At 64.6% G+C, this 23252-nt stretch carries 20 protein-coding genes and 3 pseudogenes; 9 read left to right on the forward strand and 14 right to left on the reverse strand.

The genetic code is table 11. The annotated features are described in order from the left end of the window. Positions 1 to 1004 precede the first annotated feature (1004 nt). A complete protein-coding gene (locus Q7514_RS13435) occupies positions 1005 to 1475 on the forward strand; it encodes an SRPBCC family protein (RefSeq protein WP_330133761.1) in 471 nt (156 codons plus the stop codon). Positions 1476 to 1720: 245 nt separating this feature from the next. Here Q7514_RS13435 and Q7514_RS13440 read toward each other — a convergent pair whose 3' ends face one another. Continuing rightward, positions 1721 to 1933 carry a hypothetical protein gene (locus Q7514_RS13440; RefSeq protein WP_330133762.1) on the reverse strand — a complete coding sequence of 71 codons (213 nt, stop codon included), beginning with the start codon at positions 1931 to 1933 and terminating at the stop codon, positions 1721 to 1723. A gap of 124 nt (positions 1934 to 2057) precedes the next feature. On the opposite strand from Q7514_RS13440, the pseudogene Q7514_RS13445 reads away from it, so the two are divergent. Then, a pseudogene (locus Q7514_RS13445) lies at positions 2058 to 2166 on the forward strand (SOS response-associated peptidase family protein); the annotation flags it as partial. A gap of 37 nt (positions 2167 to 2203) precedes the next feature. Here the strand turns inward: Q7514_RS13445 and Q7514_RS13450 are convergent. Beyond that, positions 2204 to 2371 (reverse strand): annotated as a pseudogene (locus Q7514_RS13450) (dihydroxyacetone kinase subunit DhaK); the annotation flags it as partial. A gap of 183 nt (positions 2372 to 2554) precedes the next feature. After that, entirely contained in the window at positions 2555 to 3193 is a 639-nt protein-coding gene (locus Q7514_RS13455; RefSeq protein WP_330133763.1) for a TetR/AcrR family transcriptional regulator, read from the reverse strand. A 250-nt stretch (positions 3194 to 3443) separates the two neighbouring features. Between Q7514_RS13455 and Q7514_RS13460 the strand changes: the two genes are divergently transcribed. The 3 genes and pseudogenes from Q7514_RS13460 to Q7514_RS13470 all read left to right on the forward strand — a co-directional run bounded on the left by Q7514_RS13460 (position 3444) and on the right by Q7514_RS13470 (position 7479). Beyond that, positions 3444 to 4967, forward strand: a complete 1524-nt coding sequence (locus Q7514_RS13460) for a flavin-containing monooxygenase (protein WP_330133764.1) — start codon at positions 3444 to 3446, stop codon at positions 4965 to 4967. Positions 4968 to 4996: 29 nt separating this feature from the next. Further along, positions 4997 to 5812, forward strand: a complete 816-nt coding sequence (locus Q7514_RS13465) for an SDR family NAD(P)-dependent oxidoreductase (protein WP_330133765.1) — start codon at positions 4997 to 4999, stop codon at positions 5810 to 5812. A 407-nt stretch (positions 5813 to 6219) separates the two neighbouring features. Next, a pseudogene (locus Q7514_RS13470) lies at positions 6220 to 7479 on the forward strand (IS701 family transposase). 368 nt (positions 7480 to 7847) lie between these two features. Here the strand turns inward: Q7514_RS13470 and Q7514_RS13475 are convergent. Genes Q7514_RS13475 through Q7514_RS13495 form a run of 5 tightly spaced genes read right to left on the reverse strand, consistent with a single transcriptional unit; the run spans position 7848 to position 12962 of the window. Further along, complete coding sequence (locus Q7514_RS13475; RefSeq protein ID WP_330133766.1) at positions 7848 to 8150, reverse strand: hypothetical protein; 303 nt, start codon at positions 8148 to 8150, stop codon at positions 7848 to 7850. Then, positions 8147 to 9667: a class I adenylate-forming enzyme family protein gene (locus tag Q7514_RS13480; protein ID WP_330133767.1), complete on the reverse strand. Its 1521-nt coding sequence runs from the start codon at positions 9665 to 9667 to the stop codon at positions 8147 to 8149. The genes Q7514_RS13475 and Q7514_RS13480 overlap by 4 nt, the downstream gene beginning before the upstream one ends. Then, a complete protein-coding gene (locus tag Q7514_RS13485) occupies positions 9664 to 10491 on the reverse strand; it encodes an NAD(P)-dependent oxidoreductase (protein ID WP_330133768.1) in 828 nt (275 codons plus the stop codon). The genes Q7514_RS13480 and Q7514_RS13485 overlap by 4 nt, the downstream gene beginning before the upstream one ends. Before the next feature lie 4 nt (positions 10492 to 10495). Beyond that, on the reverse strand, positions 10496 to 11344 hold the full coding sequence (locus tag Q7514_RS13490; protein WP_330133769.1) for a mycofactocin-coupled SDR family oxidoreductase: 849 nt from the start codon (positions 11342 to 11344) through the stop codon (positions 10496 to 10498). A 40-nt stretch (positions 11345 to 11384) separates the two neighbouring features. Further along, on the reverse strand, positions 11385 to 12962 hold the full coding sequence (locus Q7514_RS13495) for an aldehyde dehydrogenase family protein (RefSeq protein ID WP_330133770.1): 1578 nt from the start codon (positions 12960 to 12962) through the stop codon (positions 11385 to 11387). A 99-nt stretch (positions 12963 to 13061) separates the two neighbouring features. Here Q7514_RS13495 and Q7514_RS13500 point away from each other — a divergent pair, with 99 nt between their 5' ends. Then, positions 13062 to 14282 (forward strand): CaiB/BaiF CoA transferase family protein, encoded by a 1221-nt coding sequence (locus tag Q7514_RS13500; RefSeq protein WP_330133771.1) that lies wholly within the window; start codon positions 13062 to 13064, stop codon positions 14280 to 14282. 76 nt (positions 14283 to 14358) lie between these two features. On the opposite strand, the gene Q7514_RS13505 is transcribed toward Q7514_RS13500, so the two are convergent. The 3 genes from Q7514_RS13505 to Q7514_RS13515 form a co-directional block, all read right to left on the reverse strand. After that, positions 14359 to 15546, reverse strand: coding sequence for an acyl-CoA dehydrogenase family protein (locus Q7514_RS13505; RefSeq protein WP_330133772.1), 1188 nt, complete (start codon positions 15544 to 15546; stop codon positions 14359 to 14361). Between the two features lie 11 nt (positions 15547 to 15557). Further along, positions 15558 to 16640, reverse strand: coding sequence for an acyl-CoA dehydrogenase family protein (locus Q7514_RS13510; RefSeq protein WP_330133773.1), 1083 nt, complete (start codon positions 16638 to 16640; stop codon positions 15558 to 15560). Positions 16641 to 16720: 80 nt separating this feature from the next. Continuing rightward, on the reverse strand, positions 16721 to 17548 hold the full coding sequence (locus tag Q7514_RS13515; RefSeq protein WP_330133774.1) for an amidohydrolase family protein: 828 nt from the start codon (positions 17546 to 17548) through the stop codon (positions 16721 to 16723). 130 nt (positions 17549 to 17678) lie between these two features. Here Q7514_RS13515 and Q7514_RS13520 point away from each other — a divergent pair, with 130 nt between their 5' ends. Both Q7514_RS13520 and Q7514_RS13525 read left to right on the forward strand, forming a co-directional pair. Next, on the forward strand, positions 17679 to 18110 hold the full coding sequence (locus tag Q7514_RS13520; protein WP_330133935.1) for a Zn-ribbon domain-containing OB-fold protein: 432 nt from the start codon (positions 17679 to 17681) through the stop codon (positions 18108 to 18110). Position 18111: 1 nt separating this feature from the next. Continuing rightward, entirely contained in the window at positions 18112 to 19254 is a 1143-nt protein-coding gene (locus tag Q7514_RS13525) for a thiolase family protein (protein WP_330133775.1), read from the forward strand. 72 nt (positions 19255 to 19326) lie between these two features. On the opposite strand, the gene Q7514_RS13530 is transcribed toward Q7514_RS13525, so the two are convergent. From Q7514_RS13530 to Q7514_RS13540, 3 genes are all read right to left on the reverse strand, one after another. Further along, a complete protein-coding gene (locus Q7514_RS13530; RefSeq protein WP_330133776.1) occupies positions 19327 to 20532 on the reverse strand; it encodes a cytochrome P450 in 1206 nt (401 codons plus the stop codon). A 46-nt stretch (positions 20533 to 20578) separates the two neighbouring features. Continuing rightward, positions 20579 to 21475: an enoyl-CoA hydratase/isomerase family protein gene (locus tag Q7514_RS13535; protein WP_330133777.1), complete on the reverse strand. Its 897-nt coding sequence runs from the start codon at positions 21473 to 21475 to the stop codon at positions 20579 to 20581. A 107-nt stretch (positions 21476 to 21582) separates the two neighbouring features. Continuing rightward, complete coding sequence (locus Q7514_RS13540) at positions 21583 to 22266, reverse strand: hypothetical protein (protein WP_330133778.1); 684 nt, start codon at positions 22264 to 22266, stop codon at positions 21583 to 21585. A 134-nt stretch (positions 22267 to 22400) separates the two neighbouring features. On the opposite strand from Q7514_RS13540, the gene Q7514_RS13545 reads away from it, so the two are divergent. After that, complete coding sequence (locus Q7514_RS13545) at positions 22401 to 23225, forward strand: enoyl-CoA hydratase/isomerase family protein (RefSeq protein ID WP_330133779.1); 825 nt, start codon at positions 22401 to 22403, stop codon at positions 23223 to 23225. The last annotated feature ends 27 nt before the right edge of the window (positions 23226 to 23252 follow it).

Raw genomic sequence — 23252 nt, forward strand, 5'->3', positions numbered from 1 at the left:
AATGCGGCGCGTGGGTCCCGGGCCCGGAGGAATCGATTCCCGCGGTCGATTTCGCGGCCGAGTCGGTCAGTTGCGCCCGAACCGACAGCAGAAAGACTGCGCAGCAACCGATTCGGTCTCGTGGACATCACTGTGGTATCGAAGCATCGTTATGCGGAGGGTCGACATGCCACTCCCGCGTGGATAGATGGCGGTCGCCGACGTGCGATCCGGCTCCACGCCGGCTCCTCCCATGTCGATCCGACAGGATGACGCCGGGGCAGATGGTGACACACAGGCGAGGCCACGCAGCGTCCGAAGAACTGATTCGTCTGACGAGAGGAACAATCGCGATGACACGTGATGTCGGCGACCTGCACACGCCGAGTGCCGAGTTCTGGGAACCGTTGTTCGCGCAGGCGCCCGATTCGGGGACACGCCAGCCCAACGCCGTCTTCGAACAACTATTGACCGACCTCGCCGTGCCGATCGGGCACGGGTGGGACATGGCATGCGGCCAGGGAGGAGACGCGTTGCGGTTGGCGTCCGTGCGATGGACTGTCACGGTGACTGATGTGTCCGCGACCGCTGTACGGCGAGTTCGCACCGGTGTGCGAAAGCGGCGGGCCTCGGGGACTCGGTGGATGCACAATGCCACGACCTCACCGAAACTCGACCTGCCGGGCCGTTCGATCTCGTGTATGCGAACTACTTCCACAGTCCGATCGAATTCGACCGGGCCGCGGTGCTCCGCGAGGCTATGGCCCGGACTTCGACAGGGGGCCACCTTGTTGTAATCGACCATGCTCCCTCGGCGCCGTGGTCGTGGGAACGGCGCGATCCGTCCTCCTTTCCGGAACCGGAGGAGACACTTGCGCAGTAACAGCTCGGCCGGAATGGTCAGTGGTTCGATGCGAACGCACACAGCGAATCGCAACAGGCCCGGACGGCGAGACGACGGCCACGGTATTCGACAACGTCATCGCGGTCCGGCGCGGTGACGCAGAGCTCCGGAAGGAGCAATCATGACAACGATATCGATCAGTACAGATCTTCCGCTCTCTGCCGAGCGGGCCCGGAAGCTGGCCGCGACCCCCGAGGTGATGCAATTCGTCCTCGCGCCGGTGTTGACCTTCGCGATGGACGAGGCCCCGCCGCCGGATGTCTCAGTGACCCCCGGCTTTTGCGCGAGTGGCAGGGTGAAGTGGTTCGGTCTATTTCCGACCTGGACCCACGAGATCCGCATTGTTCGTCTCGACGATCTCGAGATCTACACGCATGAGCGTGGTGGCCCGGTGCGGACGTGGAACCATCGGTTGGCCTTCCTCCCGCTGGACGACACGACGTGCCGTTACACCGACGAGGTCGAGGTGGAGGAGGGGTTTCGTGGGTGGGGGACGGCGTTGTTCGCCCGTGTGATATTTCGGCATCGACATCGTCGGTGGCGGCTGCTCGCGTCCATACTCGCGGCCGAGCGGGATCGACGTGCACGATGATGATGAAGTGATCTTGCCGGGCGGCAACTCCGTGAAGAACTGAGCCTCGACGCGAGGTCCCCTCGATATTGGGCCCGGCCCTGATCGTGCCCCCAAAGCACGAGCAGGCCGGCGCTTCCCAGTGAGAGATCATCTGTCCGAGCCGGTTCGGATGCCAGCTCGGCGGCGAAAATCGCCGAGTGTCGCCCTCTTTCGTGCCGACCATGCGTCAGCCCCGGATTGAAGCATCACATCTCCGGGACGAACTATCGACCGCCGGCGCGGATTCGATACGCGCCGACGCAGATTTCACGCATGGTCCACCGTGGTGATGTGTTGGCAGCCATCTTCCGTTCGCGGTAGTAGGCGGCGATGTCGTCGATCGTCGGTTGCCGGGGTCCTTTCACCTTGAAGTACTCGCCGGAGGCGCCGCGGAGTTCGTCGGACAGGGCCGAATGCCCGCATCCGGTGATGTTCACCGTTGACGCCGAGTCCTTCACCGGACACCGACCGATCGACACTCGATCGGGTCGGTGGGCGATGCGTACGGGACACGCACGCGCAATACTCTGCGGCGTGTCCGTTCGTAGTCCAGTCAACAGGCTGGTGCCGTCGTGGGCCCGCGATCCGAAGATCGGGTCGCGGATGATCAACGCGAGACGATCACACAGAAGCCGGCGTTCAAGACCTCGGCCTCGTTCGGCGGCGATGCCGAAGTTGATCTTGTCCCCGGTCTTGCTCTTCATGATGTGCAGTACACTGCTGCCCACGGCGACGGCCTGGCTGGCCGCATAGATCTGTTTGTTGTGCGGAGAGGCGAATACGCGGCCGGGCACCGCCGCATCGAGCACTCCGCGGCCCAGGAATCCGGCGTGAAGCGGTTCGTGCCCGGAGCTGCCTCCTGACACGATGCCCACTCACCTGCTCGGTGCCCGGGGCTCGTGATGAAGAAACAGCGGCTCGGACGAACGCCGGAACCAGGGATGGATCCGCACGAATCCCTGGAGCGGTGTGATGAGGTCTGCGGGCTGCTCAGGCAGCAGAAAAGGCTCGGGCACGGGGTCTTCTGAAGGTGCTCGGACCGGATCAGGCGGCCCGCGCTACCGGACTCGCGCCATTTCGGCGGCGCTACGGATGAAGGACGCGAGTGGTGCGACGAGATCGGCCCGGCGAGCCGAATAGCCGTTGTCGATCCAGTTCATCGTGACCTGGCTGACCCCACCCGCGATGGCGGTAAGGAGGATGGAACGCCCAGCCACCGTCTGCTCGACCAGGCGCAATCCGCGCGACTCGAGGATCAGGCCGAGCAGTTCACCGAACTCGTTGAGTCGCTGGACATGGCGTCGCTCGACCTGTTCGCTGACACCGAGCACCTCGTACCAGAGCAACCGTGCGAGCGGCGGATTATCCTGCACGCAGGCCAGATAGGCATCGAGCCCGACCGTGATCACGTCGTCGATTCCGGCCTCCGCATGAAGGTCGGCGATCGCCGAGGTCACGGCGCTGCGCAGCACATGGTGGCACTCGTCATACACCGCCAGCAGCAGGTCCTCGGTGCTGGAGAACTCGTCGTAGAAATACCGGTCGGCCACTCGCGCCTCGCGGCACAGTTGCCTGACGGTGGCCTTACGGAAGCCAATCGTGCCGAACACTGCCAGACCGGCGGCAAGCAACTGGGCCCGGCGACGCGCCGCACGCGCCTCGGCGGATTCTCCGCCGTATGCGCGCCCTTCGCTCATGCAGATCACGTCCCTTCGATCTCAAACAGGAACCTTACGACATCAGAATAGAGGCTCTGGCGAACCTGTTTGCACTGGTAAGTCTAGCAGTTTCCGAGATGTTGATGACAACAGACCTCGGATTGCCTAATCTGAGGTTACTGGTCCGCAGATCTATGCAGCCTGCATGAACTGCGAACGCAAATCCTCGGTCTGTGCAGTCCTCTCATTGCGCACACTGTTGTCCGACAAAGGAAGAAGTAGTTCCGCTATGAGCAACCTGCCCAACACCACTGAGTCACGCGAGGTCGACGTCCTGATCGTCGGCGCCGGTATCTCCGGCATTAACGCCGCCTATCGGGTCCAGGAGCAGAACCCGGACCTGACCTACCTTGTCGTCGATCGCCGAAGGCAGCTCGGTGGAACATGGGACCTGTTCCGCTACCCCGGTATCCGGTCGGACTCCGACTTCTTCACGCTGGCTTTCCCGTTCCACCCGTGGACAGGCAAGAACGTGATCGTCGACGGCAACGAGATCCTCGCCTACCTGACAGAGGTTACCGAGACCTTCGGCATCGACAAGCACCTCCAGTTCGATACGAAGGTCCACTCCGGCGACTGGTCCAGCGCCGATGCCCGGTGGACGGTGAAGTGCACTGTCCAGGGCGCCGAGACCACGATCACGGCGAAGTTCGTGATCATGTGCACCGGTTACTACGACTACGACAACCCCTACGATCCGGAGTTCCAGGGCGTCGGCGACTTCACTGGAGAGATCGTGCATCCGCAATTCTGGCCCGAGGACCTCGCATGCTCCGGTAAGCGGATCACCGTCATCGGCTCCGGCGCGACCGCGGTCACCCTCGTTCCCAGCCTGGCGAAGCTGGGCGCCGATGTGACGATGGTGCAACGGACTCCGAGCTACGTCCTGGCTCAACCCCGGCACGACCCCATTGCCGACACGGCCCGGCGTTTCCTCCCCGCTGGCACCGCGCACTGTCTGATGCGCGCCAAGAACACGGCGCTGCAGTGGACTCTCTACCAGGCCTGCCGCCGCGCACCCGGACTGATGAAGGCGCTGCTACGCAAGGGCGCGATCGCCGGCACTGGATCTCAAGCCGTCGTCGACGAACACTTCACCCCCCCGTACAACCCGTGGGACCAGCGGTTGTGCATCGCCCCGCACGGCGACCTCTTCACCGCCGTCAAGAACGGCAGCGCCACCATGGTCACCGGCAGCATCGACACCTTCGTCCCCGAGGGCCTGCGACTCACCGACGGACGCACCGTCGAGGCCGACATCGTCGTCACCGCCACCGGATTGTCGATCAAACTGCTCGGAGGCATCGAGATCCGTGTCGACGGCACTATCATCGACCTGTCGAGGGAAACCGCCTTCCGCGGAGTCATGCTTTCCAACATTCCGAACCTCGGGTTCTGCATCGGCTACATCAACCTGTCCTGGACGATGCGCGCCGACATGAGCGCGCGTTTGCTCGCGCGCATCCTGCGTCGCCTCAGCCGAACCAGGGCCGATTGGGTCGCACCCGCCCTGCCCGATTACCTCGGACCGCAGGGACCTCTGCTGGACATGCAGTCCGGCTACCTCGCCCGCGCCGCTGCGCTGATGCCGCGCGCCACCAACCGGTACCCGTGGGCTATGGCACAGAACTTCTTCCGCGATGCCTGGGCAACCAACCGCGCGGACCTCGACGAGGGTCTCCGATGGGCGAACAGAGCAGCCGCCGGTACGGCAACGACCCCGACCACCGACTCGGCCATCACCCGCGGCTGACATCGCGCGCCCACACACGGAGACATTGGATGAAAAACACTTCTGCCACGTCCGGCCCCACGAAGACCGTCTTGATCACCGGTGCGGGCTCCGGGCTGGGTCTGCGGCTGGCCGAACTCTACGGCGAGCGCGGCAACGCGGTCATCGCCCTCGACCTGCGCCTGAGCTCGGCGGTCCGCACCCGGCTTCAGGCCGCCACCTCGGGCCGGGTGCATGTTGAGGAGGTCGACGTCCGCAACGGCGCCGACGTCGTGGCTGCCACCGACCGCGGCGTCGCCACCTTCGGGGGTCTGAACCTCGTCGTCAACTGCGCTGGTGTCCAGCAGGCCGCGGTGTTCGACGAGCTGCCCGAGGAGGCGTTCCGCCGGATCGTCGACATCAATCTCGTCGGGAGCCGCAACGTCGCCGCCGCCACACTGCGGCACCTCGGTGTCGGCGGGCACCTGGTGTTGATCGCCTCGATGGCGGGGTTGGTCCCGAACTACTCCTATGCCGCGTACTGCGCGTCCAAGTACGGCGTTGTCGGACTAGCTGAAGTCCTGCGGCTGGAACGACACCCGGATCGGGTCGACGTCTCGGTGGTGTGCCCGCCGGAGGTGGACACACCCATGGTGGCGGAAGAACGCGAAACCATGCTGGCGCCCACTCGTGCACTCAAGGAGATGGCCGGAACGCTCGAACTCGAATCCGCGGTGCGTCAGATCATCACAGGAATCGACGAGCGCACATTCATGATCATTCCAGGCCGCCGCGCGCGCTTCACCGCACTGCTCACCAAGATCCTGCCCAAGCGCGTACTGCATCTCGTCTCCGACCGCGTCGTCACCCGCGAACTCGCCATCTGACCGCGATGCAACGCATCAACCCAACATCTGTCAGTAGGAAATCACGATGAATCTCACGGCAAAGTAGAGCTGATCGCCGACCTCCCGATCGGCGCGGATGTATCTCGGTGGCCGATACCGAGTCGGCGCAGATTCTCGCCTACGCAGAAGTCCTCCTCGCCAAAGGTTCGCCTGGCCTACAGCGAGCACACCAGTCAGTGCCGCCGAGAGTCACGGCTGGCGTCGAGGCGGCATCGATCGCGGTAGTCGCTTCCTCCCGTAAACGTCGATCCCACTCGTGTGGTGGCTGACCTCAGGCGTGCCCAAGTGTCGGGATCCCAGGCGAGACCGTCTAGTAGGACTTTGTTAGGTTTGCCACTTCGGCTGTGAGGGCTCGAGATTCGGCGTGATTCTCGAGACGATCATGGGTGGATGCTGCAGCCCTGGCCGAGGTCGACGAACGTCTGGATTCGTTTGTCGGTGAGGTGTTCGCGTCGTTGAAGCGGAAGGATCAGCGGGCGACGGCGGGGGTGTACGCCCGGGGGTTACTGCTCGACGGGCGTCGCAAGTCGATGCAGCCGATAGCCGAGAGGCTCAGGGTCGATCACCAGCGCCTGCAGCAGTTCGTGACCACGGCGCCGTTGGACGTGGTTCCGGTCCGGAAGACGCTCTCGCGTAAGGCATGCGATCTGATCGATCCGGACGCGTGGGTCATCGACGACACCGGCTTCGCCAAGGACGGGGACGGCTCGCCCGGGGTGGCGCGGCAGCATTCGGGAACGTTGGGCAAGGTCGGCAACTGCCAGATCGCGGTCAGTGTGCATGCCGCCACCGATGCCGCCTCGGCGCCCTTGGACTGGCGGCTGTTCCTGCCCGAGAGCTGGGACGATCAGTCCACGACCGACCCCAAGGCGGTCGCGGCGATCACCGCTCGCCGGATGCGGTCCGCGGTCCCCACCGGCGAGCATCATCGCCGCAAGTGGGAGTTGGCGCTCGAGATGATCGACGAGCTGATCGCGTGGGGCCGGGTCCCGCCGATGGTGGCCGCCGACGCCGGCTACGGCGACGCCACCGCGTTTCGTGAGGGCCTGACCGACCGTGGCGTCGGCTATGTCGTCGCCGTCAAAGGCGCTACCACGGCCTATCCCGGTGGCGTCGTCCCAGAGGCCGCGGCGTACACCGGGCGCGGACGCCCGCCGACACCGCGCTACCAGGATCCGCATTCGACCTGCAAGGATCTGGTCCTCGCCGCCAGAACCTCCGCTCTGCGGGACGTGACGTGGCGCCACGGCACCAAGGCCGACCCCGGCAACCCCACCGCGGCGATGCGCTCGAGGTTCGCTGCCCTGCGGGTCCGTCCGGCGAACCGCGACATTCCCCGCGCCGAGGACGGCACCCTGCCTCGGGTGTGGTTGCTCGCGCAGTGGCCGGACGGTGCCGACGAGCCCACCGACTTCTGGCTTTCCACCCTGCCGGCCGAGACCTCTCTCGCTGAGCTGGTGCGTCTGGCCAAGATCCGCTGACGTATCGAACACGACTACCGGGAGCTGAAAACCGGTCTTGGGCTTGACCATTTCGAGGGACGTTCCTGGCTGGGATGGCATCACCACGCCACCGTGGTCACCGCCGCTCACCTGTTCATCACCACCTTACGGTTGACCGACCCAAAAGCGGTTGGGCAGGACTGAACCTCTACGGAATCCTCCGTGAACTCCAACGCGCACTTGCTCGTTGGATCGGTACCTGCCCATTGTGCCACCATGCCTTCCCGACGTAACAAAGTCCTACTAGTCCATGGCCGACCGAAACGGAACCGAACTCTTCGGCGCAGCGCGCGATCACATAACCAACTCCGCGCTGAGGTAGGTCTGCAGATCGGGGGATTTCGGGGACTGTTTGGGAAGGTATGGGAAATTTTCCATACCTTCCCGAAACTCCATACGGATTCGGAACTGAACCCATGCAACCCCGGATCAGGGTTACATCCTCCCGAACTCCGGCACAACGGATCTCATCCGGCGCCAACCTGACTCGTTCCGCCCGCTCTGCTTCGTCGTCAATCGCTGGCCGGCAACGCCTTCGGCTCTTTCAGCGTCAACACGGTGGCTCCGACGGACAGCGCCCCCCTGCCCGCCTTGGTCACCAACACCTCCGCACCGTCCTCGGTCACGTAGCGCTTGCCGAGCGCAGGGCCCTCGGTGAACGCCTCGTCGAGCACCACGCCGGCTTCCTTGGCCGAACCCAGTACCACCATGCCGACTCCACCACAACGGATCTCATCGAGCGACCCGGTCGCCGACACCACGATCACCTGCGTGTCGCAGACCTGGCTCTCCAGTCTCGTTCCGGTCTTGATCATCGAACATCTCTCCCTTGATATTGCAGCGCCTCAGTCAGTTCCGCGACGAGAACCCGACGCAGGAGCTTGCCGGTTTCCGTCACGGGCAGGTCCCCGCGGAACACGATTCGATCCGGCGTCCGCGATCCGCGGGCCCGCGATCGCACGAACGCCCGGAGATCTTCGGCATCGGGGTCGGTGCCGTCGCGCGGAACGACGACCGCGACCATGGCCTGCCCCCATTCGTCGTCCTCCACACCGACCACCGCGACAGCCGCGACATCGGGATGTTCGACGAGCACCTCCTCGACCTCGGCCGGCGCGATGTTCTCACCACCGCGGATGATGGTGTCGTCGGAGCGACCGGCGACGAACACGTAACCGTCCCTGTCGACCGTCGCGAGGTCACGGGTGGGGAACCAGCCGTCGTCGTCGAGCACCGAACCGATCCCCGTGTACCGACCCGAGACCTGCGGTCCGCGCACGAACAGCTGGCCGGGTGCGCCCGCCGGCAGCACCGTACCGGACTCGTCACGGATCTGGATCTCGATGCCCGGAACCGGCCGGCCCACCGAGCCGAGGCGTCCCACGATCTCCGGATTGTGGCTGTCGCGGGCTGCCCAGTGGTCCTCCGGCGTGAGAACTGCGATGGTCGAACTGGTCTCCGTCAAACCGTACGCATTGACCAATCCCACGTCCGGAAGCAGCTCGAGGGTGCGTCGCACCAGCGGAAGCGCAACCTTCGACCCACCGTAGGCCAGCGCACGAAGAGACGGCAATGATGTCGGATTGTGTTCGAGTTCGACCACGATCCGCTCGAGCATCGTCGGGACGACCGTCCCATTGGTGATGTTCTCGCTGCGCACGAGCGACACCCACCGCTGAGCGTCGAACTGCCGCAGATACACCACTCGACGCCCCGCATACAGATTCGACAGGGCGGCACTCACACCGGCGACATGGTAGGGCGGAACACACACGAGCGCAGCGTCATCCGAACCTGCAGAAGCGAACTCGACGGTCGCCATCACATAGCCGGACAGGTTGGAATGACTGAGCTCCACTGCTTTCGGCTTCGATGTGGTACCGGACGTGAACAGCACCACCGCCACATCATCGGGGTCGACCGCGACCTCTTCACCGGTGTCACCGGACGCGCTCGCCAGATCGAGGAAGGCCTGTGACTCGATGACGTCCGCGCCGGAGCGCCACATGGTCTGCAGGTACTCCCGGTCGGCTACCACCAGCGGTTCCGGCAGGCGCGCGATCAGCTCGTGCAAGGCACCTTCGCCGAGTCGATAGTTCAGCGGGGTGAACGGAATTCCGCCGTGCGCCGATGCGAAGATCAGCAGTGGAAGCATCGCTCCGCCCGTGCCGACGTACACGACAGAGCGGGCACCGCTGCCTGCGATGTGGGTACCGCCGCGCCGGGCCATCCCGTGCAACTCGGCCGCGGTGACACGTGTGTTCTCGGAGACGACGGCAACCCGGTCGGGGTCGGCCGAGACTGCCATCTCCAGCAGAAGGGACACGCTCATTCGGTCACCGTCGACTTCACCAGGGAGATCGGACCGTCCGCGACGACGGTGCCGAGCCAACCGAGGTCGACGTGCGCGTCCGCTGCGGCCGCGGCGCAGGCCGCCACGTCCTTACGCAGGAACGGTGACGCCGCCTGGGTGAACGTATCGACGCCGCCGACCTTCCGGATCGAGGCGAGCGCATGACTGCGACCGCTGCTCGACGCGATCGCGTCGAGAAGTGCAGTGCCGTCGACACCGAGCCTGCCGCCGAGTTCGACCGCGGCGGCGACGAGCTGTGCATTCGCGGCGAACAGGATGTTGTTGACCAGCTTGAGGTTCAGCGCACTGCCGAACTCGCCGGTCCGGATCACCGGGTCGGCGTAGGCACGCACCACCGGTTCGACTCGGTCCAGCACGGCGGTGTCGCCGCCGAGCAGGACCGTGAGTTTCCCGTCGGCGATGTCCTCGGCCGAGCCGCTCACCGGCGCATCGACCACGGTCGGTCCGTCCGAATACAGGGAGCGGAGCTTGTCGAGCGTGCCGACGTTGCCTGTGACGTGCGAGACCACCACCGTCCCGGGTTCGGCATGCGCGATGAACCCGTCCGGGCCGGTGGCCAACTCGACGAGCTGATCGTCGGAGAACAGGCAGACGACGAGAATATCGGCCCGTCGCGCCAGGTCGGCGACAGAATCGGAGAGCTGCGCACCGGCGTCGGTGAGCCGGTTGCGCACCGCTTCCTTCCGGGCGTGGGCGAGCACGTCGTGTCCGGCGGCGAGCAGGCGGTGCACCATCGGTTCACCCATCTGCCCGGCACCGAGGAATCCGATCACGTCTGCCACGGTCTCAGCCCTTCCACGGAACGGACTTGACGTAGCCACCCGCGTCGATGCGCAGCTGGCTTCCGGTGATGTACCGGGCCGAATCGCTCGCGAGGAACACGACCGCCTCGGACACGTCCTTCGGCTCGATGTACGGAACCCGCATCGCCTGCATCGCGGGGAACGCCACCTCGGCTTCTTCCCGGGTCGGGTGCTCGAGGTCGGGGCGGAACACCCGGTACATGCCCTCGTTGTGGAGCATGTCGGTGTTCACGTTGGTCGGATGCACCGCATTGATGCGAATGTTCTTCTTGGCCAGCTGCACTGCCAGATCGTTGACATATCGTGCAACCAGCTGCTTGGCAAGGCTGTACGCCGAACCGCCCGGGCCCTGGTTGGTCGCGCTTCCCAATTGTGCTGCCAGCGAGCCGGTCGCGATGATCGAGGCACCGTCACCGAGGTGCGGCAGACTCGCCTGCACCACGTTGAACACGCCGGCGAGATCGGTGTCGACGGTGTCGGACCACGACTGCAGGCTCTGACCGTCGCCCATCGGGCAGATGCCCGCGTTCGCGACGACGATATCGAGCCGCCCGAACTGCGCGACGCCCTCGGCGATCGCCCGCCGCACCTCGGAGCGTTCTCCCACATCCGCTATCACCGTATGTGCGCGAACGCCTTCCTTCTCGACGAGACGCGCCGTCTCCTCGAGGTCCTCCGGTCGCGACAGCAGATACGTGTTGCCGTCGAGATCCGCGCAGATGTCGAGTGCGATGATGTTCGCGCCTTCGGCCGCGAGGGCGACCGCGTGCGAGCGCCCCTGTCCGCGGGCCGCTCCCGAGACGATCGCGACCTTGTTGTCGAATGTGCCCATGCTTTCGTACCTTCCTGGTGGTGGTCGATGTACGCGCCGGTCAGACCGCTCCCCGCGGGAGGCGTTCGGCAATCGTCTTCGTCTCCAGATACTGCTCGAAACCTTCTGTACCGCACTGCCGTCCGAGGCCACTGTTCTTGTAGCCCCCGAACGGCGCGTCTGCCCCGTAGAACATTCCGCCGTTCACTCCGATCGCTCCGGTGCGCACACGCCGGGCTATGGCATTGCCGCGTTCGCTCGATCCGGACATGACGGCACCGGCCAGTCCGAACGGGTTGTCGTTCGCCATCCGCACTGCCTCGTCGTCGGTGTCGAACGGGATGAGCAGAGCAACCGGCCCGAATACTTCCTCCCGCGCGAGTTCGGCGTCGTTGCCGAGTCCGGTCACGAGTGTGGGTGCTACGAAGTTGCCGCCGCGCAGGTGCTCGGCGAGCCCGTCCATCTCACCACCACCGGCGAGGAAGTGTGCGCCGCCGTCGCGTGCCCGTGCGAGCAGGTCGAGCACCTTCTGCTTCTGCGATGCGCTGATGAGTGGGCCGACGAATGTCTCAGGCAACACCGGGTCGCCGACCGGCACCTGTCGGTAGGCTTCTGCGGCGCCCACAGATACCTGATCGAACAGCGACCGGTGTACGAGGATTCGGGTGTTGACGGCGCACGCCTGTCCCGCGTGGGAGCACGCGCCGATTGTGCTCATGATCGCCTTCACGGGATCCGCGTCGTCTGTCACGATGAGCGCGGACTTGCCCCCGAGTTCGAGGAACATGCGCTTCATAGTGGCTGCGCCGCGCCGCATCAGCATCCGCCCCACTGAGGTGGAGCCCGTGAACGAGATGAGATCGACGCGGGGGTCGTCGACGAGCATCCCGGCGACCTCGTTGTCGGGTGTGGTTACGACGTTGAGCACGCCGGCGGGGATGTCGGTCTTCTCCGCGACGAGACGTGCGAGTCGCGCCGCGTTCCACGGTGTGTTCGGATCCGGTTTGAGGACGACGGTGTTGCCGGCCGCCAGGGCGGGCCCGATCTTGTTGAGTATCACCTCGATCGGGTAGTTCGACGGCGTGATCGCGGCAACCACACCCGCGGCTTCCTTGACGACGACCCGGCGGTTGCGCGGTCCGAACAGTCCACCTCCGGCAAGGGTTCGTTCCCACTCGAAGTCGTCGACCATCGCAGCAGGCCAGCGGAGCGACTCGGTCAGCGGCCAGTCCAGCTGGGCGTCGCCGGTTGCCATCGTCGGGCATCCGACCTCGGCGACGAGTTCCTCTCGCAGGTGGTCTTTCTCGGATTCGAGGGCAGCCTGGAGCTGCAGCAGGCACCGCTTACGCAGAGCCCGGTCGGTCGACCAACCGGTCTCGTCGAACGCTCGCCGCGCCGCGCCGATCGCGCGGTCCATGTCGCGGGCGGTTGCCGCGGCGGCATCGCCGAGAACGAGCCCCGTCGCGGGAGCGGTGTTCCGATAGGTCGCACCGTCTGCAGCCTCAGTGAGCTCTCCGTCTATGAGCAGCCGGGTTTCTGCCCGGGCTGCGACGCGCTGTCCGAGTTCGACGCTCGTTTCGGTCTCGGAACTCCCGACTTCGGGTCCCCCTACCTCGGAGCTTTCGACTACCTCACTCATGCGCTCTCCTCGACTATACGACGGGATGACTAACTGTAATTGATACAGTAACGTCCAGAGCGGGTGAAGAGTCAACTTGTGCCGCGAGAAGGGAATGCCATGTCCGAACTGCTCAGAGGTGTCCGGGTGGTGGAACTCGCCTCTTGGACCTATGTCCCGTGCGCCGGTTCCGCGCTCTGCGACTGGGGCGCCGACGTCATCAAGATCGAGGACACCCACGGAGGTGATCCCTGCCGATACCTCGTCGTGGGCGGTCTCGACCCTGCCGAATCGCGCGTCGACGCGAACCTCATGATGGAAATCGGGAACCACGGCAAGCGCAGCATCGCCGTGGACATCAAATCGCCCGAGGGGCGTGCGATCTTCGGCGCACTGGTCGCAAAAGCAGATGTGCTCCTCACCAATTGGCTTCCATCCGCACTCGAACGCGCCGATCTGTCGGTCGAGAGGATCCGCGAGTTCAACTCGAACGTGATCATCGCGCGGGGCAGCGGGCAGGGCCCTCTCGGGCCGGACCGGGACAAGGGCGGATTCGACGCGTCCGGGTACACGGCACGCGCCGGCGTCGCCCACGCCCTCACGCCCGACGGGCAGGAGTTCCCGTTCGCGCAGGGACCGGCCTTCGGCGATCTTCAGGGCGGCATCACCCTCGCCGGCGGGATCGCCGCGGCACTGTTCCACCGGGAACGCACCGGGCGCCCACCCGTGGTCGACGGGTCGCTTCTCGCACAGGGAATGTGGGCGGTTGCACCGGACATCGCTGCTGCCGACTACTACGGTATCGAGCGAATCCCCCCGTACGTGCAGGGCGAAGCACCCAACCCCGTCGTGAATCGGTACAAGACCCGCGACGGACGCTGGGTTCAGCTCGTGTTCCTGCAGGCGGACCGCTTCTGGAAGGGATTCTGCGAGCGCATCGGCCGGCCTGAACTCGGCGACGACGAACGTTTCACCCCGCTGGCAAACCTCGTCTCGAACAGTGACGATGCCACCGCGCTCCTGCGGCAGATTTTCGCCGAACGCGACCTCACGGAGTGGCAGAAGATTCTCGCCGACGAACCCGGTGTGTGGTCGCCGATCGCAACGCCCGCCGAGGTGCTCGATGATCCGCAGGCCGCTGCCAACGGCTACCTGATGAACGTGACCGATTCGAAGGGCGAGGTCTACCGGACGGTCACCGCACCCATCCTGTTCGACGAGACCCCTGCCGCGCCGAGTCGCTCACCCGGTCACGGAGAGCACACCGACGAGATCCTCGAGGAGCTCGGCATGACCTGGGACGACATCATCGCCGCGAAGGTGTCCGGCGCGGTCCTTTGAGCCTGCGAAAGACGACGAGAATGCCGGCCGGACCCGAAGTCCGTCCGGCATTCTCGTCGCTGTGGTGTTCAGCAGGTCAGCGCTTGACGGGTGCGTACATCGGCCGACCCATTCCCAGCGTGTACTGGGCGATCATGTTGCGGAACACCTCGAGAGTGCCCCCGTAGATCCCGCACAGCGGCGCCCACCGGTACAGGTACTCTGTCGCGCCGTCATCGAGGGCACCCGGGGTCTCGATCGGCAGCACCGACGTGGGTCCCACGACGTCCATGAGTTCGAGGGACACCTCGCGCATTGCCTGCGCGATCGCCACCCTGCCGAACATGTGCGGAGTGCTCAGTGCCGCCTCTATGCGGGCGACGCTCCGCCCCAGACGGTGGGATACGAGTCCGTCGTCGATGCGGCGGCCGCCGTCCGAACCCTCCTGGCCGACGATGGTCGCCACCTTGTCCACTGCGGTCCCCATGAACATGCCCTGGTGCTGCAGGATCGACACGTCGTCGAGACCGTCCACTGCAGCGTCGACGACGCCGTGCTCGGTGTCGAGCGGGCCGCGCAGCACCGTCCACCCCTCGTTGACCTCACCGAGCCGGTAGCGATCGGAGATACGAACATCGTTGTAGTACACGATGTTCGTACGGTCTCCGTCGACCGTCCGCAGCCCCTGGATCTCAATGCCGGGAGTGTCGAGCGGGACCAGGAACATGGTCAGGCTCTTGTGCTTCCTTTCGGCGTTCGGATCGGTGTTGGTGATCAGGAAGACGTACCGGCAATTGTGTGCGCCGGTAGTGAACATCTTCGATCCGTTGATCACCCAGTCGTCACCGTCGCGCACCGCTTTCGTCTTGCACGTCGCGATGTCCGAGCCGCCCTCGGGTTCCGTGTACCCCAGGCACATCCGCACGTGACCGCTGAACACCTGCGACATGACCTCGTCTCGCAGATCCGGCTGCGCGTACGCCTCGACGGAATGCGCCACCAGTACCGTGGTTCCCCACGTCACCCACGGGACGTGTGAGCGGCGACGCTCGAGAGCCCACAGCCGTCGCTCGACGCGGGTGAATCCGCCTCCTTCCTCGGAGCGGTACTCCCGCTCGAGATACCCGGCTTCGCCCATCGCCAGATGCACGGCTTCGTCGAAATTGTCGCCTGTCTCTCGGTCACGCCTGCGGACGTCGTCTGTGACGTGTGTTCCGAGGAAGGTCCTGATCTCGTCGAGAAACCCCTGCTCGTCGGCGGTCAATTCCACCCGTGAAAAATCCATCGTTTTCCCCTCTACACCGCAACAAGATTCGTGCCGGAGTCGGCAGTTCGGTTCTCCGCCACGATCGTCGCGATGTGTCGCGCGGTCTCTGCCGGATCACCTCCGGCCAGCGACCATCCGCGGGCACGCACCAGGTAGGAAGTCGCGGCTGCCTCGGTCGAGACGCCGAGGCCACCCTGGACCTGCACCGCCATCGTGGCGGCACGCGATGCCTCCTCGGTCATGAAAAAAAATGCCGCACCGCCTAGTTCGCGACGGTTATCGGGTTCGTTGTCGAGGTACCACGCGGCTTTGCGGGACAGCGCCCGACCGCCTTCGACCGCGACCGCGATGTTCGCGAGCGGATGCGAGATTCCCTGCAGGGACGAGATGGGAACACCGAGTGTGTAGCGGGTTGTCGAGAATTCCGCGGCGATGCGCATGGTCTTGTCGACCAACCCCACGAGTGCCGACGCAGTCAGGATCCGCCATTCGTCGAGAGCCTGATCGAAGGCGGCCACAGCGGCCGGCCCGCTGGCGAGGACGGTGCGCTCGGTAGCGTCGAACGGATCGATCCACGCCATCGGCAACTTTCCGATGTTCTCCACGAAGTCGGGCTTCTCGGCGAACAAGAGAGAGACGATGTCGTCCCCCTCGCGGACGAGGATATGATCGGCGATCGCACCTGCCGGAACGAGCCGTGGCCCACGGGTGTCACCGAGGTGGGGGTCGAATCCGAGGATCGTCCGTCCCGACGAGATCGCGCCGAAGTCATCGATCGGCGCGCCCTGCGTGACCAAGCGGCCGAGCAGGCGCGACGCACACACGTGATCGATCCACGGTACCGGCGCCAGTGTCCGGCCGATCTCCTCGGCGATGATCGTCAGATCGACGAGGGTCGCGCCGTCTCCATCCAGATCTTCGGGAAGCGCCATGGTTGTCGCACCGGTGGCACACAGCCGTTCCCACAGTGACCGGTCGAATCCTTCGGCCTCGGCTCTGCCTAGCACCTCCTGCGTCGCGTGCGTTTCGAAGAACTTCGCATACGCGTTCTGCAGATCCAGCTGGTCGGCGCTCAGACTGTAGTCTTCGCGCCTCAGCTCGTACCGATCCATCTCGCTACTCCTCTGTGAGCCGTGTCGATTTTCAGCGGGGCAACTGTCGCGTGCTGAGGGCCGGAGCCGCTGGGCGTGGACTACCTGCCACCGAAGAAGAACTCTTCGGCGTTGCCGAAGAGGTAGTTGTCCAGAGCTTCCTCTGGAAGGTCGAGGGCCAGCGCCTCCGGGACGATCCGCCGGTGTGTGAGGACCGGCCAGTCGGATGCGAAGATCACCTTGGCCTGCCCGCGGGTCCGCATGAAGTGCAGCAGGGAATCCGGGAGCCGTTTCGGCGACCACGCCGATGTCATCAGTCGCAGGTTCGGGAATCGGATGAGCATCCGGATCGCGACGTCCCACCATGGGTCTGCGCCGTGGATCATGCACAGTTTGAGCTCCGGGAAGCGCACACACACTGTGTCGAGGTGGATCGGGTTCTGGACTTCACCGGGAATCGGCGGCCCGGGGATACCGGTGTTCATGCACAGCGGCAGGCCCATCTCCGCGCACTTCGTGTACAGCGGGTAGTAGACGGCGTCGCTCGGCGGATAGACACCGTCGCCCCAGAAACTCGGCCCGATCACCGTGTAGGTGACCGGAAGATCCCGGCTCACTGCCTCGAGCTCGCGGAGTGCAGGGATGGGCCGTAGCAGATTCATGCCCCCCATGGCCAACGAGAACCGCTCCGGATGCGCCTCGACGAACTTGCGTGCCGTCACCGACGGTTTCGTCAGCGAATCCATCAGGACCGCTTTACGGACACCGGTTTCATCCATTTCATCGAGCAGCTCCGCCATGTCCACCGGAGCGAACATCGACTTCGGCCCCTTGAAGTAGTTGTCGCGCACCGACGTCATCCATTTCGGCTGGAGGTCGGTCTCCCCGAAATGGACGTTGACGAGAGGGTCGATGACATTGCGCGGCATAAGGACTCCGTTCGGGCGACAAGGCGTTCGATCGCGCTTAGATGACCGCTACTGTACACCTATCGGTATGATCTTCCGCAAGGCGGACGGAAACCCGCCGCCCGCAACCGAGCAATCCCTAGGACGGACCGTGCAACGAGCCATCGCACCAGAGATATCGACCTGGCCGGACGAAGATCCCCAACTGCTCGCCAGCAGTTGCGACCACTGCGGCGCCACTGTGTTCCCGGTGCAGCCCCAGTGTCCACGGTGCAGCAGGGAAGCGATGACACAGATCGCTCTTCCCCGCACCGGAACCCTCATCACGTGGACGACGCAGGGCTTCCTACCCGGTGCTCCCTATCTGGGCGACGAGACCACCGACACGTTCGAACCGTTCGGCGTCGGCCTCGTTCAACTGGGAGATGTCATCCGGGTGGAGTCACGCCTCACCGAGAACGATCCCGCCGTGCTCCAGTTCGGCATAGACGTCGAATTGACGATGATTCCGCTCGGCCACGACGAGAACAGCGACGAGGTCGTCACCTTCGCTTTCCGCCCCATCGACCCCGAAAGGTCCTGACATGCACGACGTAGCGATCATCGGCGTGGGAATGCACCCCTTCGGCCGTTTCGACAGCACCGCGATGCAGATGGGCACACATGCCATCCGCGGCGCACTTGCAGATGCCGGCCTCGAATGGAAGGACATCGAGTTCGCTGTGGGTGGCAGCTGGGAGGTCGCCAATCCCGACGCGATCGTCGGACTCATGGGTTTGACGGGCATCCCGTTCACCAACGTCTTCAACGCGTGCGCGACGGCCGCCAGCGCAACCGAAGCGTGCGCGGACAGCATCCGGCTCGGCAAGTACGACATCGGTATCGCCATCGGTCTCGACAAGCATCCGCGCGGCGCGTTCACGGTCGACCCGACCCTGGTGGGCATGCCCAAGTGGTACGGGGAGAACGGCCAATACCTCACGACGAAGTTCTTCGGCATGAAGGCCAACCGCTACCTGCACGACCACGACATCTCGGTACAGACGTTGGCGAAGGTCGCGGCGAAGAACTATCGCAACGGCGTCGACAATCCGAATGCGTTCCGGCGCAAGCCGATATCCGAACAGAAGATCCTCGATTCGCCGATGATCAACTACCCGCTGACGCACTACATGTTCTGTGCACCGGACGAGGGCGCGGCTGCAGTGATCATGTGCCGCGCAGACATCGCGCATCGATTCACTTCGAACCCGGTGTATGTGCGCGCGGTGGAGGTCCGCACCCGCACCTACGGCGCCTACGAGGTCAACACCACCTACGCACCGGTCGACGAGGTGCCCGCACCCTCGGTTTTCGCGTCCCGCGCCGCCTTCGAATCCGCAGGCATATCCCCTCAGGACATCGGTGTCGTCCAGCTCCAGGACACGGATGCCGGAGCCGAGGTCATCCATATGGCCGAAGCCGGCTTCTGTGCGGACGGTGACCAGGAGAAGCTGATCGCCGACGGTGTCACCGAGATCGGTGGCGCCCTGCCCGTCAACACCGACGGCGGGCTGATCGCCAACGGCGAGCCCATCGGAGCATCCGGGCTGCGGCAGCTGCACGAACTGGTACTACAGTTGCGCGGCGACGCAGGGCCCCGGCAGGTACCCGGCAACCCGACCGCGGGTTTCGCCCTGCTGTACGGTGCGCCGGGCACAGCCGGGGCAACGATCGTGACCACGTAGGACCGGCTCGGCGAGTGTGCACATCCTGTCGCGGACGCTGTTTCACGACGGAATGTGCACACACGCCGCAGATCAGCTGATCACTCGCACCGGCACGTGGTCGTATCCGGCGACGTTCTGCATACTCACCCGCGTGCACTTGTCGAAGTCGACCTCGAACTCCGGCATGAAATCGAGCAGATGCCCCAACGCCACGTTGCTCTCGAGACGGGCGAGCGCAGCACCGAGGCAACTGTGCACTCCCATTCCGAACGCCAGACTCGGCGCGCCCGAACGATCCCTCTCGATGTCGAACACATCGGCGTCGTCGAATGCTTCGGGATCACGGTTCGCGGAGCCGAGCAGGAGCAGCACGGGCTTGCCCGCCGGGATGGTGACCCCGTGCAGCTCCACATCGCGCATCGAATACCGTACGTTGTACTGATTCGGTGACTCGAATCGCAGAAGTTCCTCCACTGCATCAGGAATCAGACTCCGGTCCGCCCGGACCTTCTCCCACTGGTCGGGGTTCTTCGCGAACGTCACCGTCGCACCGCCGATCAGCTTCGCCACGGTTTCGGCACCGGCACCCCCGAGCAGCGACGCGAACATCGAGATCTCCATGTTGCTCAGCGTCGGAGGTTCGTCGTCGTCGCGCTCGATCTGCGCCTGTGTCAACTTGGTGATCATGTCGTCGCATGGATTCGCGCGGCGTTCCTTCGCCAAACCGTAATAGAAGCGGGCCAATTCGACGACCGCGTCGAAACCCACCTCGGTCATCTCGATCTGTCCGACCTCACGATGCAGCAGATCGTCGGTCCACAGACGCACCTGTGTCCGATGCTCGTGCGGAACACCGAGCATCTCGGAAATGACCTCGATGGGGAACAGCGACGAGAAATCCTGGATCATGTCGAAACCGGCCGGATCGACACGGCCGAGGAACCGCACGATCTGCTCGTCGATCGTGTCGCGGAGGCCTGCGATCGCGCGCGGGGTGAATACCTTGCTGACCAAGCGGCGCATGTGCCGATGCTCCGGCGGATCCATCATGATGATCGACCTGTGCGGGAGAATCTCACCGTGGCGGACCGTCGCGAGATCGAGCCCCCGCGCCGACGAATACGTTTCGTGGTCCCGGTACGCCGGTGCGACGTCCTCGTAGCGGCTCAGCGCATAGAAATCGTACTCGTCGCTGTAGTAGACGGGCGCTTCGTCACGCATCCTCGTGTAGAGATGGTTCGGGCCGTCGAAGAACTCCTGAGAGAACGGATCGAAGACGAGCTTCGTGTGGGTCACTGCATCCTCCTGTGGGGGAACGGCCGACATAAGGCCGCCCCGAAATTCATGTCAGATCGGGCTCGGGAACATGGAAGTGCTCGTCACGGAGCCGAAAGGCTTCCTTGGTCCCGTGTTGCGCACGGGTTTTCACAAAGTTGAACTCGTCGGACGAGAACTGGAGATTCGTCCCGAACGCATGGAACAGGTAGCTGGACACTTCCTCCCCCTGGTACGCCTGGTTCTGCTCCACCAGTCGGAACGCCTCCTTGGCGATGACCACGCCGTCGGCGGGCATCTTCGCTGCCTTCTGAGCCCAGTACCGGGCGCGTGCCTCCACATGAGCAGGTTCACAGGTTTCTGTGAACACACCGAGGTGCTCCACGGAACCGGCAGTGACGATGTCCCCGGTCAGCAGCATCCTCCGGGCAAGGACCGGGCCGAGGCGGTGGAAGAACATGTGCAGGCTTCCCAGCGCCGGGCCGAGAAATCTGGTGGCAGGCATACCGATACGGGCGTCGCGCCCGATCACCGAAATATCCGTCATCAGTGCGAGTTCGAACCCGCCGCCGAGCGCGAACCCGCTGATCTCACCGACCGTGATCTTCGGAAATCCCAAGAACTCATGGTAGAAGCCGAATGTCTTGCGGTCCACGATCAGCCGCCGACGTTGACTCGGCCGACGCTTCTGGTCCGCGGCAACACCGTTCGGTCCGTCGTCGTACCACCCGTACGCGTTGTTCATGTTCGCCCCGGTGCTGAAGACTCCTTCCGCACCGCGTAGTAGCACCACGGTGATGTCGTCGTCGTCGACGGCAATGTCCAGGTACCGTGCGATGTCGTCGCGCATCGGCTTGTCGTAGGAGTTACGCTGTGACGGATTGTTCAGCGTTATCGTTGCGATCCGGGTATCCCGGTCCACTTCGAACAGCACTCTTCCGTCGGAAGTCACGGCGTCGTTCATCGATTGCCCTCCTGAATCATGGTTACGTCGAACCCGAGTTCGACGAGAATTTGCTGTGTCGACGAGAACTGCTGTGTCGACGAACGTCGTCGCCTCCGTGGTGGCCGTCATCGCCGTCTGCCGTATGCGGTGGTGGTGAGTCGGTCGGCCGGCGTTGCCACCGAATCGAGTTCTGCCGAGCACAGCACTTGGCCGTCGAGTTCAAGGCGCGCCTCCGATAGGACTTCCCGTTCGGTGACCCGGCGATCGATGTGGAAGTCCAGGACGGTCGACAGCGGCGTGGGGCGCCGGTACCGAATTCCGAGCATGCGGGTCTTGCCCGCGACACCGACCGAACAATTGTGCTGTTGAATGACGCAGTCGAAGAACACACCGAGGAAACCTCCGTGAACGAGGCCCGGCGGCCCCTCGTAGGTCACGGGGAAGTTCACGATCCCCGACGCGTTCCCGGGTTCGATGTCAAGGAACTCGTATTCGGGGAAGTGCGGGTTGAACGATCCGATATCGAACGCGTGATCGAGGTACACACGCCGCTCACTGCCCTGATGCGCCCCGACCCGGGGGCGAGGATCCGGCGGCGCCGACGCAGCCAGGACCTGTTCCCACTCCTCGAAACGGGCGACCATCTCGTCCACCACGTCGTGTTCATGCTCGAGTGAGAGCAGCAGTGCGCTCAACCTGCGCAGCGACGCCGCGGCACGCGCGGTCTGGGCAAGCGGCTTCTCACCGAATCCACGCAGTTCGGGACGTGCGTGCGTCTCGGGGTCGGGGTTTCCCTCATGAACGGCCATACAACCTCTTTCGAATGTCGAAGGTTCCGTCGGCCCCGGTTCCTTGCTAACTTGTGCAGAAGGCAACGGTACTACATACCGTATACATCACAGTAAGCCGTTTGCTCCACACTCGAGTTCAGGAAGGGGTCGGCATGGCGAGCGACTCGACAAGTTCGTCCGAACAGGCCGGGCAGGTACACGTCGACCACGACGGACCGATACTGCGACTCACCCTCGACCGGACCGACACCCTCAACGCGCTCAGCCCACCGATGGTGACCACACTCGTGGACGAACTCACCGACGCCGCCCACGACGACTCGCTCCGCGCGGTGCACATCGTCGGCGCCGGATCGAACTTCTGCGGCGGCGCAGACTGGGTATCGACCAATCGCACCGGCGGCCCGCGCCCACGCGCAGGGAACCTTGTCCGGAGGGTCCCGCACCAAGCCCACCGCATCATCGAACTCGTCCACGGCCTGCACCTGCCGGTCGTCTGCACTGTGCGCGGATGGGCGGTGGGGCTCGGGTGCAACCTCGCCCTCGCCGCCGACTTCACGATCGCCGCCGACGACGCGACCTTCTGGGAACCTTTCGTGGCACGAGGATTCAGCCCTGACTCGGGCGCAACCTGGCTGGTACCCCGGCTCGCCGGGATCGCCCGCGCGAAGCAGATGCTGATGCTGGGTGAGAAGGTCGGCGCATCCGATGCATGCGACTGGGGCCTGATCTACCGCAGTACTCCACCGTCCGACGTCGACGCCGCGGCCTCCGCACTGCTGGACCGGCTCGCGTCCGGGCCCACTGTGGCGCTCGGACTCGCCAAGCAGGCGATCAACGGCAGCCACACGACCTCGCTGCCCGAGGCGATGAACCAGGAGCTGTACGCACTCGAACTTGCTTGCCGAACCGATGATTTCAAATCCGGCCTGAAATCCTTCAAGGAACGGACCGTACCCGAGTTCCACGGCCGATAGCCCACATCCGACACCGATCGAGAACCG

Source organism: Rhodococcus artemisiae, from assembly GCF_036327795.1.
Lineage (GTDB): Bacteria > Actinomycetota > Actinomycetes > Mycobacteriales > Mycobacteriaceae > Rhodococcus > Rhodococcus artemisiae.